7 protein-coding genes and 3 pseudogenes are annotated in these 14,255 nt (G+C 35.3%); 3 read left to right on the top strand and 7 right to left on the bottom strand.

Translation table 11 applies throughout. From position 1 onward, the window contains the following. Positions 1-172: 172 nt before the first annotated feature. The 4 genes and pseudogenes from U473_RS00625 to U473_RS00610 form a co-directional block, all read right to left on the bottom strand. Positions 173-1,522 carry a glucoamylase family protein gene (locus tag U473_RS00625; protein ID WP_068722437.1) on the bottom strand — a complete coding sequence of 450 codons (1,350 nt, stop codon included), beginning with the start codon at positions 1,520-1,522 and terminating at the stop codon, positions 173-175. Between the two features lie 34 nt (positions 1,523-1,556). After that, on the bottom strand, positions 1,557-2,405 hold the full coding sequence (locus U473_RS00620; protein ID WP_068722435.1) for a carbohydrate ABC transporter permease: 849 nt from the start codon (positions 2,403-2,405) through the stop codon (positions 1,557-1,559). A 23-nt stretch (positions 2,406-2,428) separates the two neighbouring features. Next, positions 2,429-3,315: pseudogene (locus U473_RS00615) on the bottom strand (carbohydrate ABC transporter permease). A 94-nt stretch (positions 3,316-3,409) separates the two neighbouring features. Continuing rightward, on the bottom strand, positions 3,410-4,666 hold the full coding sequence (locus U473_RS00610) for a sugar ABC transporter substrate-binding protein (protein ID WP_181482185.1): 1,257 nt from the start codon (positions 4,664-4,666) through the stop codon (positions 3,410-3,412). A 543-nt stretch (positions 4,667-5,209) separates the two neighbouring features. On the opposite strand from U473_RS00610, the gene bglX reads away from it, so the two are divergent. From bglX to U473_RS00595, 3 genes and pseudogenes are all read left to right on the top strand, one after another. Continuing rightward, entirely contained in the window at positions 5,210-7,375 is a 2,166-nt protein-coding gene (bglX, locus tag U473_RS00605) for a beta-glucosidase BglX (RefSeq protein ID WP_068722433.1), read from the top strand. 18 nt (positions 7,376-7,393) lie between these two features. Continuing rightward, the gene (locus tag U473_RS00600; protein WP_068722431.1) at positions 7,394-10,741 is read left to right on the top strand and encodes a GH36-type glycosyl hydrolase domain-containing protein; all 3,348 of its coding nucleotides are present in this window, start codon (positions 7,394-7,396) and stop codon (positions 10,739-10,741) included. A gap of 126 nt (positions 10,742-10,867) precedes the next feature. Beyond that, positions 10,868-11,832, top strand: a pseudogene (locus U473_RS00595) (LacI family DNA-binding transcriptional regulator). 49 nt (positions 11,833-11,881) lie between these two features. On the opposite strand, the gene U473_RS00590 reads toward U473_RS00595, so the two are convergent. The 3 genes and pseudogenes from U473_RS00590 to U473_RS00580 form a co-directional block, all read right to left on the bottom strand. Further along, positions 11,882-12,265, bottom strand: a complete 384-nt coding sequence (locus U473_RS00590) for a hypothetical protein (protein WP_068722429.1) — start codon at positions 12,263-12,265, stop codon at positions 11,882-11,884. Next, positions 12,266-12,676 (bottom strand): annotated as a pseudogene (locus tag U473_RS15070) (hypothetical protein); the annotation flags it as partial. Positions 12,677-12,701: 25 nt separating this feature from the next. Next, on the bottom strand, positions 12,702-14,150 hold the full coding sequence (locus tag U473_RS00580) for an amino acid permease (RefSeq protein WP_068722424.1): 1,449 nt from the start codon (positions 14,148-14,150) through the stop codon (positions 12,702-12,704). Positions 14,151-14,255 lie beyond the last annotated feature (105 nt).

The following is a 14,255-nucleotide window of genomic DNA, read 5'->3' as shown; positions in this document are numbered from 1 at the left end:
AATGCTTCTTATTTCTCTCTTAAATAAAGAAAGAAACCAAAAATACAAACTTCTACGATAATCATGGAAAAATTTGAATAAAAGTTTAAAGTAAATATCCCTAATAGCAACGATCTCCACTTAAATAAAATAGACAAGCGCCGGTTATCAATGTTTACCGACGCTACTCGTTTTATTGAATTGAAAATACTTCTTTTCGTAATAAATCTTCAGGATTTCGGCCAATTTCATCACTATGAAAATAATTTCGAAGGACGCCATCATACAAATAGTTTGCAATTGAAGCCATGATCATTCCTTGATCGAGAGATAAATAGGCTTGGGTGACCTCACCAGTCAAAACATTGACGGAGTCATAGAAGCCGTATTTGTCGTATGAATTTAAATCCTTTAATGCTTTTATATTTTTATAAGCTTCCTCAGGAGCATACTCAAGTGCCAAGAAAGTTGCATAAGCTGTAACAGTCCCATTATCCTTGTAACCAGATGTTCCTAGTGGTGTAGCTGCGAATTCACTGTATCCATCTGGAGTGGCTGCCGGTGAAAAACCCCATGCAGGATAACCTTTTTCCTTAGCGAAAGCAATTTGGAGTTCAACATGACGTTTGTTGTTTAAACCAAGTGCATTAGTTCCAAGCTCTTTTTCTTTTAAAACCAGGCTGGGCATAAGACCTTCAAACATACTGCCGCCCCAGCTCGGTACATAAATTACACCATTATATTCATAATGACCCTCAAATACAGAAACCCCATCATATTCAACAAAGGCGCCCGTTGGAATTTGAGCTTGCCAATCCCACTCTGGAGGAAGAGTTCGATACATTTTCCACCAATGTTCTGCTGGAACATCACCTTTCCCTATGGCAATATAACTTGCCAAACGAGGCTCAGTATAAAACATACCGTAATGGTGTCCAGTGAGTTCCCCTCGATCAACAAAGTAACCGCCTCGGAACTGGCCTACCTTTGGATCATATAATGGCTCATAATTCATTGCATCAACAAGCTTGCTTGTTTGTTTAAATAATTCTTCGTATGCTTGGCCCGTAACAATTAAACCAGCAGATAGCCACCCGTTATCCACCTGGGATATAAATTGTCCCCAATCGGTTTTTAAAGTACCATCTGTATTATACCAGTTATAAAATAACCCATTCCATTTTTCTAATTTTTCTAATGTGTTTAAAGTCTTTTGAATTCTTGAAACAGCTTCTTCCCGTGATATGATCCCAAGCTGTTCTGCTGAAATCGTACTTAATAAGTACATTCCAATATTAGTTGGAGAAGTATATTTTGCCTCTTTCACTTCTCCATCCTGAAAACGAACGGCATCGTATGTTAAACCTGTTGATGGGTCGGTAAAATCCTCAAAATAACGATATGTTTTCTTTGCAACCGCTTCTAATTGGTTTTGTAAAGCGATATCATGTACATTTTCATTTGCAAAAGCTATTCGTGAAACTATAAAACTAGTAAGTAAGACCAAAATTCCTAGCATTATCACAAATCTACTTCTGATCATTTTGAATCTCCTTTCAAAAAGATTAACTTTTTTATTACTTCATACCTGAGATCGTGTAACCTTTAATAATATGTTTTTGGAAAATCATAAAAACAACAATGATTGGGACAACCATAAAAGTAGAGCCAGCCATTTGTAAAGCAAAATTACCGCCATATTGCCCTTTTAATAAAGATAGTCCAACTGATAATGTATAAAGTCTCTCATCATTTGCAATAATCAACGGCCAAAGGAAGCTATTCCATCCTGCTATAAATGTTAAAATACCTTGTACTGCAAGAATTGGCTTTGAAATCGGCAAAACGATCTGTAAGAAAACGCGAAATTCGCTAGCTCCGTCGAGTCGAGCTGCTTCTAGTAGTTCATCTGGAATCGTTGACATGAACTGACGAAATAAAAAGATACTAAATGCTCCGACAAGACCTGGTAAAACGATACCAATCATTGTATTAGTTAAATGTAATTCGTTCAAAATTAAATACACGGGAATCATAGTTACTTGCCCAGGAATCATCATAGTCGCTAATACAAGATAAAACAACTTATCTTTTCCCTTAAATTTATATTTTGCAAATCCATAACCAGCCATTGCATTTAAGAATAATCCAACAAAGGAAGCAAGCACGACTAAAATTGTGTTTTTAAAATATAGCATAAAATTCATATTCTCAAATAAATAATGGAAATTATCAAATGTAAATTTCTCTGGAATAAGTGTTGGAGGGATTTGCAAGACTTCATTTTCTATCTTAAAGGCAGACAAAATCATCCAAATAAAAGGAAGTGAAATTATCAAACCACCTAAAGTCAGTATAATTCCAGCAATCCATTGTTGTAAGCAATCCTTTTGGAACGACTGTCTTTGTAATTTCTTTGCTTTCATGGCTTATCCACCTCACTTATCACTTAATAGTCAACTTCTTTATTTTGAAATCTAAACTGAACTAGAGTCACAATAATGATAGCAATAAATAAAATAAATGAGCCGGCAGCAGCATAACCGAATTTGCTGAATTGGAAGCCATTGCGATAGATAAATAATGCAACTGAAGTCGTACTATCAAGCGGTCCACCTTTTGTCATAACAAATGGTTCTTCAAAGAATTGTAACCAACCAATCATTGTCGTAATTGACACAAAAAAATAGCATAGCGTAATAATGGAATAGTAATCTTTGTTAACTGCTTCCAGCTATTGGCCCCGTCAAGTTGCGCCGCTTCATAATACGACTTTGGGATGCCTTGAAGTGCTGCTAAAAAGATAATCATATTAACTCCAATCGCGCGCCACAAAGCTAATGCAATTAACGAAAATTTTGCCCATATCGGATCTTGTAACCAAGGAACTGCGGGTAAATGTATGGAATTAAGTAGATAATTAAACAAACCAAATTGCGGATTATACAAATAACTCCAAACTACCGCTACTGCCACAACATTTGTAATCGAAGGCATATAAAAAATTACACGAAAAGCTTTAAAAATTGGTGCCTTCCCAAAATTAATTAATAACGCAATACCTAAAGAAAAAATTATAACTAATGGAACACCGAATACAACATAAAACAAGGTATTTAGAATGGACTTGATAAAAATTGGATCACTGAAGACGTCTTTATAGTTTTGCAAACCAACAAAGCGAATTACAGACCAATCAGCTAATCCTGCTAGATCAATATCTGTAAAACTAATAATAAGCGCCACAAATATTGGTAGTATAGAAAATAATGTTAATAAGATGATGGCTGGTGCAATGAAGAAATATGGTGTTTTTTGATTAGTAGTACCTTTCATAGTTTGTCACTTCCTTCAATATGCCCATATTTGTTGAAAATATAGGTTAACTAGCAGGAATTCCTGCTAGTTAACTCAGTTATACCAATTATAATTACTTTAAAATTCCTTCAGCCTTTTTATTAAATTCGTCCATTTCTTTTTGGACATCTGCTCCACCACGGTAAATTTTTTCAAAACTACTTAAGAAAGTTTGGGCAATTTCTTCAAATTGTTTAATAACAGGCATTGATCTAGCATTTTCCATTTGCTGACCAAAAGTTTTATATAATGGATCATCTTGTAATGCTTTATCATTCCATGCTTCTTTTGCTGCTGGAAGTGAGTTTGTCATTTCCATCCATTTCAATTGAGTTTCAGGCTTGCTCATAAAAGCTACAAATTTCAATGCAGCATCTTTATTTTTGGTATATTGGAAGACAGATAAATTTGAACCACCTAAAACTGACATATTATTTTCTTTTGCCGGTAGAACTGCAGTTGACCACTTACCTTTTAATTCCGGAGCCTGATCATTAATAATCTTAACCATCCATGGACCACTAATAAACATTGGAAGAATACCATCACCACGGAACGCTTGAACAATATCTATTCCTAAATCTATAGGAGCTGAACCATCTTTGAAAAAACCATTTAAATACTCAACTGCACCAACAAACTCTTTTTGATTAAAAAGTGGTTTGTTATTTTCATCAAATAGTTTTGATCCATTTTGACGAGCAAACATAAAAGCTAACGATTGTTCTTTGGTGTCAATGCTAATTCCATATTTATTGTTACCACGTTGAGATAATTTTTTTGCAGCATCTTTTAATTCGTCCCATGTTTTTGGTGCTTCATTATAGCCTACTTGTTTTAATAAATCTGTACGATAGTATAGAACACGAGTATCAATATACCATGGTACACCAACTACTTTATCTTCGTATTTAGCAGTTTCAACTGAACCAGGATAGAAGTTGTTTTCATTAAACTCAGGATATTGGTTCATATATGGTTTTAGATCCATTAACGCATTTGCAAAAGCAAATTCTGGAATCCAAGTTGTACCCATCTGTACTACGTCTGGGCCACTTTTTGATGCTACAGCGGTTAACAATTTGTCATGTGCTTGATCCCAAGGAATAGCTTGAACTTTAACATCGATATTTGGATTTTGATTTTTAAACTCTTCTGCAATTTTAGGAAGAGATTTGGCTTCTTCTCCCATTCCCCAAACGTTAATTGTTACTTTTTCATTATTATCCGTTGGAACTGAGCTCGAAGAACATCCGGCAAGTACCCCTGATAGAATTAATAATGTTGATAAAACGATAAGTATCATCTTTTTGTTTTTCTTTGCAAACATTTTCCCACTCAATTTTTATCCCTCCAATATAATTATTCTCGCTTGGTATCTTGAAATCTTTTCATTAAAATTATTCAGTTAATAGTAATAGTCTCTATTTACTTCATACCCCCTCGAAGTAAAACGTTTTCCATTCAACTTAAAATGCATAAATACATTTATTATCGAAACGTTTTTATTGAAAACTCAAAAATATAATCATATACCAAGTTAATTTTTATTGAAACGTTTCGATATAGCAATTATAAATTAAATTCGTAACCGTTTTCAATAGCTTTTTTTGTAAAAATTTTTATATTTTAAAACGGGCATTCCAACTTCATTTTTGGGATAAGATGTTTTCTCTAAATAATAATAAATTTCTATGATAAGAAATGCTAGAAACAAGGTTTTTTATATTTAAAACCTAATGATTACTAGATTTTTATTCGAAACGTTTTTATAAAAATTTGACTCAAATCATGAAAGCGTTTATAATCCATTTATATACGTATTCGAAACGTTTCTAAAAATTCAGGCTTATTCCGATCGTGAGGGATTAAAATGAACAAGCATCAATTGATATCGATCATTGAACAAATGACTTTAGAAGAAAAAATCGCACAATTAACGCAATTAGCTTCTCCGTTTTTTGAAGGATCAGATCATGAAGGTCAGATTACTGGGCCAATGGCAACGCTAGGGATTAAGGAAGAAGATATACGTAATAGCGGCTCCGTTTTAGGTACTTCTGGAGCAAAAGAGGTTATCCGTATTCAACAAGCTCATTTAAACAAAAATCGCTTAGGAATACCTTTGTTATTCATGGCTGATGTTATTCATGGTTATAAAACGATTTTTCCTATTCCATTAGCCATTGGTTGCTCATGGGATTTGGAATTAGCCGAAAAAAGTGCTGAAATTGCAGCTAAAGAGGCAGCTATTTCTGGAATTCATGTTACATTTGCACCAATGGTTGACTTAGTTCGCGATCCTCGTTGGGGAAGAGTTATGGAATCTACAGGAGAAGATCCTTATTTAAATAGTCAATTCGCACGAGCTTTCGTTCGTGGCTTTCAAGGAACTAATTTGAAGAACGATCTTAATCGGGTTGCTGCATGCGTAAAACATTTTGCTGCTTATGGAGCACCAGAAGGTGGACGTGATTATAATACTGTTAATATGTCCGAACGACAGTTGCGTGAGTCCTATTTATCAGCTTATAAAGCAGCTTTAGATGAAGGTTGTGAAATGGTAATGACCTCATTTAATACAGTAGATGGTATTCCGGCTACTGGTAATAAACGATTGATACGCAATTTGCTTCGAGGTGAGTGGGAATTTGACGGTGTCCTTATTTCAGATTGGGGCGCTGTCAAAGAGTTAATTCCACACGGTGTTGCAGAAAATGAATCAGAGGCTGCTTATAAAGCAATTCAAGCAGGTGTTGATATTGAGATGATGTCATCCTGCTATGTGAAGAACTTGAAACAACTTGTAGAGAATGGTTCAATTGATGAGACATTAATTGATGGAGCTGTTTTCCGTATATTGAGCTTAAAGGATAAATTAGGGTTGTTTGATAATCCGTACCGTGGTGCAGACGAAAAATTAGAGAAAGAGATTGTACTTTGCAATGAGCACCGCCAAATTGCCCATAAACTAGCTACAAAATCATGTGTTTTATTGAAAAATGAAGCAATTCTACCATTACAACCAAAGCAAAGAGTTGCGTTGATTGGTCCATTCGCTCAAAACGGTGACATATTGGGACCATGGTCTTGGCTTGGATCAAAAGAAGACACCATTCAATTATATGACGGTATAAAATTGAAAGTAAAATCATCCGATATTTTCGTTGCAAAAGGGTGCGAAATTGAAACTGGAACAGAGGAACAGTTGGATGAAGCATTAACAATTGCCCATCAAGCAGATGTCATTATTCTTGCGTTAGGCGAGAGTTCAGAAATGAGTGGAGAAGCAGGAAGTCGTGCAGATATCCGTTTACCTGAAGTTCAGCTGCAATTAATTTCGAGATTAAAAGAATTGCGAAAACCGATGATAGCTGTGCTATTTAACGGTCGCCCTCTTGATTTACATGGAGTTATTGATCAAGTAGATGCAGTGTTAGAAGCTTGGTACCCTGGTACAGAAGGGGGAGGTGCAATTGCCGATTTACTTTATGGTGATGCAAATCCTTCTGGTCGTTTAACCATGTCTTTCCCTTATTCTGTAGGACAAGTACCAGTGTATTATAACTATTTTAATACAGGGCGTCCAAAAGATGCGCCTGATGCACAAGAGCGTTACGTATCACAATATTTAGATATTCCAAATGAACCCCTTTTCCCATTCGGATTTGGGTTAAGCTATACCACATTTTCTTATAGTGAAGCAACTCTTTCATCAGATTATCTGACACCTGAACAGCCAATCCAAGTATCTGTACAGGTAACGAATTCCGGGGAAATTGCTGGAGAAGAAGTTATACAACTTTATATACGTGATGTCGTAGGTGAAGTTGTCCGCCCAATTAAAGAACTGAAAGCTTTTCATAAGATTATGTTACATCCAGGAGAAACAAAAACAGTAACATTTACTTTAACAGAAGAACAACTGCGCTATTATCATTCAGACTTACAATTTAAAAGTGATGCAGGGGAATTTATTGCTTATATCGGTCCGAATAGTAAAGAAGGATTGGCTCTTATGTTCAAATTAGTGAAATAAAGAATTGAGGGAAGAAGCATGACAATAATGACTGATTCAAAGTTTGTGATCGAAGCAGAGGATCTTCAATTTACCTTTTTAAATAGCGGGGATATTTATGAAGTAATGCATAAGGGGATAATGCTTAATCAATGGATAGCTAACCCAATTGATGGTTCATTAAACAATCTATATTTACGATTGCATCGGAAATCAGAATTAAAAGTTATTCCTTTACTTGGTGTTCGATCTGCTAGTAAACTAGGTTTTTCGAAATCACAAGTATTTTGGAAAGGAAATATAGAACAAATTCAATACCAAGTTGTTTTTACCCTTACAGAAAAAGGAATTTGGTTTTGGGATATCAAAGTTAACGGCTATAATGAGGAAATCGATATCATTTACGGTCAAGATTTAGGTCTTGCTGATAAGGGTGCAGTTCGAACAAATGAAGCCTACGTATCTCAATATATTGATCATAAGGTTTTTGAAGACGATCACAAGGGATATGTGATTTGTTCACGACAAAACCAACCACAACTGGGTACTTTCCCATATATCCAACAAGGATCTTTAACAAAATCAATCGGCTATTCAACTGACGGATTTCAATTCTTCGGTTTGTCCTATAAAGAAACAAATGAACCAGAAGTATTAACAAAAGAATTGCTTGCAAATGAAATCTATCAGTATGAATTTGCATATACTGCATTACAATCTAAAAGGATAAAATTACAAGGAAATGCTAGATTTGTCTTTTATGGCCTTTTTAAAGAAGATCATCCTACAGCCATTCGTTCTTTAGAATTTGAAACAGAAATATTAGATGCTTGGAAACAAGTAAATAATCAAAACTTAACATCTGTTCATTTTTTAGACAAAGTGAATGTATCCCCTATTATCGGGTTACCCTTAAAAACCTTATCCATGACGAAGGAAGAAATTGATATATACTTTCCTTACCGTCATCATGAAGAATGGGATGAGGATAAACTGCTTTCATTCTTTACAAATAAACACGAGCATGTCGTTTTAAAAGAAAAAGAATTAATCGTAGAACGGCCTCATGGTCATATTATTATGACTGGTCAAAAGGCTAAAAAGTCTGAGAATATTATCACATCAACATCTTATATGTATGGTGTATTTAACTCACAGCTTGTCGTTGGCAACACTGCCTTCAATAAAATGCTGACAAATACTCGTAATGCCTTAAATATTTTGAAAACGTCTGGCCAACGTATATATGTAGAATTCGATGGTGTGTATCATTTATTAACGATGCCATCCATGTATGAATTAGGATTTAACTATTCTCGTTGGTATTATAAAACTAATGATGATTTACTGATTATTACTAACTTTACAACAGTAGACACACCTGAGGTGCAATTACATGTTCGTTCCATAAGTGGTAAATCATATCGTTTTCTAGTAACTCACCAAATTTCGATGAATAACAATGAGTATGAAGCCCCATTTCGTATAAAAAAAGACAGTCAAACAATCTCTTTTTATGCAGATACTAAGTCAGATAGTGCTAAAACATATCCAGACTTATGCTATCGACTACATGTAACAGGATCTACTATGACTGTAGAAGATGAACAAATGCTTGCTTCAAACATTTTGCCTCGATCTGCTTCACTCGTTGTACTTGAATTAAGTGCAACAAGTGAATGGGCGATTACCATTCAAGGCCTCCTCTATAATGAGGAAATACCTTTTGTTAAACGAGAAGCAAAATTAGAAATTGAACATTATCGTGCATTTTATCGAACTGTGATGAATGAATTCCATCTATCACGAAACGGTACAATCACAGAAGAACTAGATAAAATAAATGCAATTGCTTGGTGGTATACCCACAATATGCTCGTTCATTTTTCAGTTCCGCATGGTCTTGAACAATACGGCGGAGCAGCTTGGGGTACACGAGACGTATGTCAAGGGCCAACAGAATATTTTCTCGCTACTCAAAAACATGACACGGTACGTGATATTATAAGAACCGTATATTCTCATCAGTATGAAGATGATGGAAACTGGCCCCAATGGTTTATGTTTGATAAATACTATACTATCCAACTAGAAGTAAGTCATGGAGACATAATCGTTTGGCCATTGAAAGTGTTAAGTGATTATTTAACCGTAACAAAAGATTTTGACATTCTTGAGGAAAAAGTGCCATATACCATTCGTGGTAGTTTCACATACACAGAAAAACCCGCAACCATTTTTGAACACGTTAAAAAACAAATTGCTTACATGAAACAACATTTCTTACATGATACGTATTTATCTTCATATGGTGATGGTGATTGGGACGATACACTTCAGCCAGCTAACGCACAGTTGAAGCAATACATGGTCAGCAGTTGGACAGTTGCTTTGACTTACCAAACGCTAAAACAGTTTTCCGATGTTTTAAAAGAAGTGAGTAAGTTAGAGTCGAAAGAACTGCAAACTTTAGTCTCAGGAATCGAATCAGACTTCAATCGCTATATATTACAATCTGGTGTAATTCCAGGCTTTATCTATATGGAGCAACCTGAGAAGGCTGAATTGCTGCTTCATCCAAGTGATTCAAAAACGGGAATCCATTATCGGCTTCTTCCTATGACTCGAAGTATAATCAGCGAACTTCTAACACCTGAACAAGCAGAAAAACATTATCAAGTCATTAAAGAAAAGTTATATTTTCCAGATGGTGTTCGACTAATGGATCGACCAGCCAAATACAATGGTGGTGTAAGCATCCATTTTAAGCGTGCAGAGCAAGCGGCTAATTTTGGTCGAGAAATTGGTCTTCAATATGTACATGCACATATCCGTTTCGTTGAAGCGATGGCGAAGCTTGGAAAAGCTGAAGAAGTATGGAATGGCCTAGCAATGATTAACCCAATCGGAATCCAACAAGTCGTACCAAACGCTGAACGTAGACAAAGTAACACGTATTTCAGCAGTTCAGATGGTAAGTTTAATACTCGTTATGAAGCTCAAGAACGCTTTCATGAATTACGTGAAGGGGAAATACCTGTAAAGGGTGGATGGAGAATTTATTCAAGTGGTCCAGGAATATATATGAACCAATTGATCTCAAACGTCTTAGGAATTCGATTAAATGCTGGGGACTTAATCATTGATCCGGTATTGCCAAATAGTTTGGATGGAATACAATTTAATTTCTCAATTATGGACTACCCAGCTACGTTTATCTACCATTTAAAAGGAAATAAAGTAAAACGAGTATTAGTTAATGGTTTAGAGGCGACAACAAACGCTTTATCAAACCGTTACCGAAACAGTGGGGTCAGGATAAATCAACAAGAACTAAAACATCGCTTAAAGAATGATAAAAATATATTTGAAATATTTAAGGAATAGCTGAACAGGCGGTTTCAATTTAACCGCCTCTTTCTTCTTAAGCTTATTATATTTGTATGTTAAATGTATAAAACACTGTATAATAAATAATGTAAACGCTTATTTAAAAAGATAGGAGAGAAATCCGTGGTCAGTATTAAAGATATTGCTAAAAAAGCGGGCGTTTCGATTTCGACTGTTTCCTACGCGCTAAATGGTAGTTCTAAGGTAACCGAAGAAACGGCTGCTAAAATATTAGCGATTGCAAAAGAATTGAATTATGTCCCAAATGCGGCAGCTCGGACACTAAAAAAAGAGAGACAAAAATCATCGGTGTCTTCCTAACAGATTATAGTGGTGCTTTTTATGGACAATTATTACAAGGAATGCGAGAAACTTTATATAGTAAAGGTTATGAATTAATTGTTATTAGTGGTATGCGTTCACATCGTTTTCTGCCAGAACGAATGATTGATGGTGCTATCATTTTAGATGAGACATTTAAAAACGAAGAATTGCTTAAATATGCCGATCAAGGACATAAAATAGTTGTTCTAGACCGAGAATTAGATCATCCGAATGTCATCCAAGTGTTACTGGATAACAAAGCAGGAGCTACATTGGCAATCGATTACTTAATTGAGAAAGGTCATCGAAAACTGTATGTTGTTACCGGCCCTAAGGGGTCTTATGACTCAAATCAGCGTCTACAAGCCGTTAGACAAGCTGTAGAACATTATCAAAATATTAACTATACGGAAATTGAAGGCGATTTTAATAAACCTGCCGGAGAGCAAGCAGCGCAATTAATCATTCAACAATATACACAACCAACAGCTGTCTTTTGTTTAAATGATGAGATGGCAATTGGTATGTACAATTATTTATTGAAAACAGATTATCGTGTCGGAGAACATATTCATATTATTGGGTTCGATAACATTGAAGTCTCACATTATACTCAACCGCGCTTAACAACAATTGATTATTCTAAGCGAAAATGGGGTGCTTTAGCTTCGGAAAAATTATTAAAATTAATTGCGAATGAACCTGTAGAAAATGATCGTATTTACGTAACGTTGGTTGAAGGAGAATCTGTTGGTAAAATATAATACTCTTTTTAAATAATCAAACTCCTGCTTATTGTAGGGGTTTCTTATCTTAAATAATAACTTGCTTTTCTCGATCAAACTGTAAAACTAGCCCTTCTTTTTCTGAGCTATATAGTTCAATTCCAAATCGGCTTGCTTCAATTTCTTTAAAATTGATTTCTAGCTCATACACATCACTTTCATTTTCAATCTCCATCGTTTCATCTTGAAGAATCCCTTGCTCAGAGATTGAGTCGGTTCGTAATAATTTTAGTTGTTCGGCAGGCTTCTGGTAGAGCTTACCTTCTTTTAAAACCAACTCTCTAGGAATCGTTAAACAATGTACCCATGATTCCTGATCTGTGGGGTAAGCAATTTCTCCTGAGCCGGCCCAAGCTAAGAGCAATATCTTCTGATTTTTATCTAAAAAGCTTTGTTGAGCGTATTTAAACATCTAACTCACCCTTAAATGCCCAATCGAGGGCATTGTTTGATTCAAAGACAATAATCGTATCAGTATGGTCTTTTCTTTTCTGGTTACCTTATTATTCCTAAAACCCTTAAGGCTAAAAATATCTTCAGCAAGATTTTCAAAGTCTTTAACTCTTTGGCGAATATACTCTTGAGTAAGACCAGCAAACCATCCAGCCGCAATCAAGGGATGTAAAGTAGTTGGAACCTTAATTAATACTTCTAAATCATAGCAACTACCTTTTGCCCTGGAGCCTCTTTAATTTTTTGGGTTAAATATTGATCCCGCTCATCAATTAAAGGAATCTTAACTTAAGAAATTTTTAGTAAAATCATTGAGTTTAGAGTTAAGCATATCTTGAGATTTTAATTTTTCTAGCTCCTCTTCCGTAACATGAAAAAATCCACTATTTTTTTGATTATTTATTTTTATCTCTTTCCTTCTCCTTTATCTCTTCGGTCAGTTCCTTAGAGAATTCTGCTGATAATCTTGTTTGATATTTCTTATTGTTCAAGCTTAAATAAACTTCTTTGTTCTTTTGAGAACTTTTCATCAATCTTATTGAAATATAAATGAAAGAATATAATGCGGTCATTATAATTCCTGCTATAAGCCCTGATGTCTGCCCTGAAATAAATGGCATACTCAAAATAATCATAACCATACTTAATAAAACAATCCAAGAGGTTAATGGGTATCCGGGCATCTGACACTTACCTTCTGGAGGACATCCATTCTTTTTACGAAAGCGTATATGAGTAGCAATTATAATGACATATGTAAAAAGTAATGCGAAACCACCTGAACTTATTAAAAATAGATAAATTTTTGGAAGCAAAAAACCAATACTTAATCCTAAAAACATAGCTAGACCTGAAAATAATATTCCGCGATAAGGAACATCCTTTTTATCTTTTAGCCACTTAGGAGCTAGGCCATCATCAACAAGAGACCTCATCATTCTTCCAAGTCCAAACATGGCTGCCAACATTGTAGAAAGAATAGCTGTTATCAGTACCAGATTAATAACCGTACCTGCCCACCCAATTCCCCACCTATTCAAAGCTGCTACCATTGGACTTACATCTTCACTAAGCGTGGTTGTAGGAATGAGTGGAAGAAGTACAGCAATAGAAAGGATATAAAATCCTACAAGTGACAAAACGGTATAAGTAATTGCTTTAGGAACCGTTTTTTTAGGATTATCTGTTTCTGAAGCAGCTAATCCAATGATTTCAAAGCCAGCATAGGAAAAAATTACGACAAGCATACTTCCCGCAATCCCCTTTATTCCCCTAGGCATTAAAGGTTCCCTAACTAATTCTCCGGCACCGATTGTTGAAATCCCTGGAAATATTCCTATAATTAATAATAATGCGATTATGATAAAAGAAGCTATTGCTAATAACTTTACTGCAGCAAGACCGCTTTCCAGCTTGCTTAGCTTATCAGCTCCTAAAAGATTAAGCAACGTAACACCAATTATTATTAAGCTTCCTAGCAAAGAAATGGATATATTTGGAATCCATTCACGTACCAAAATGGATACAGCAGTGGCTTCACTTGACATGGCTAGAACCATTCCTGTCCAGTATACCCATCCAACGACAAATCCAGCTCCCGGACCAAATGCTTGTGTTGCAAAGGTACGAAAAGAACCTGTATCAGGATTTGCTACAGTCATCTCAGACAAGGCAAAGAGTATAAAATAAACGAGTACTCCTCCCAAGATATAGGATATTAAAATAGCAGGTCCAGCAGCATGAATCGCTACCGACGAACCTAGAAAAAATGAACCTCCTATTACAGTCCCTAATGCCATCATTGTAAGCTGCCATGCGGACAGTCCTTTATGTTTTTTCTCCATAATCTTCTCCTTAACGCTTAAGCATCACAAAATAAAAGTAGTTTCCATATTTATTATCCCTTAAATTTAGAAATCCATTCTACAGTATAAACCTTCCTCATTTTG

It is taken from the genome of Tepidibacillus decaturensis (assembly GCF_001561915.1).
GTDB lineage: Bacteria > Bacillota > Bacilli > Tepidibacillales > Tepidibacillaceae > Tepidibacillus_B > Tepidibacillus_B infernus.
Note: the sequence above shows the minus strand (reverse complement) of the source record. Positions and strands in the feature narration are given on the sequence as shown.

Bases quoted from the DNA above. Each gene is read 5' to 3' on its own strand.
- U473_RS00600 (WP_068722431.1), top strand. From the start codon at position 7,394: ATGACAATAATGACTGATTCAAAGTTTGTGATCGAAGCAGAGGATCTT.
- bglX (WP_068722433.1), top strand. From the start codon at position 5,210: ATGAACAAGCATCAATTGATATCGATCATTGAACAAATGACTTTAGAA.
- U473_RS00610 (WP_181482185.1), bottom strand. From the start codon at position 4,666: ATGTTTGCAAAGAAAAACAAAAAGATGATACTTATCGTTTTATCAACA.
- U473_RS00625 (WP_068722437.1), bottom strand. From the start codon at position 1,522: ATGATCAGAAGTAGATTTGTGATAATGCTAGGAATTTTGGTCTTACTT.
- U473_RS00580 (WP_068722424.1), bottom strand. From the start codon at position 14,150: ATGGAGAAAAAACATAAAGGACTGTCCGCATGGCAGCTTACAATGATG.
- U473_RS00620 (WP_068722435.1), bottom strand. From the start codon at position 2,405: ATGAAAGCAAAGAAATTACAAAGACAGTCGTTCCAAAAGGATTGCTTA.
- U473_RS00590 (WP_068722429.1), bottom strand. From the start codon at position 12,265: ATGTTTAAATACGCTCAACAAAGCTTTTTAGATAAAAATCAGAAGATA.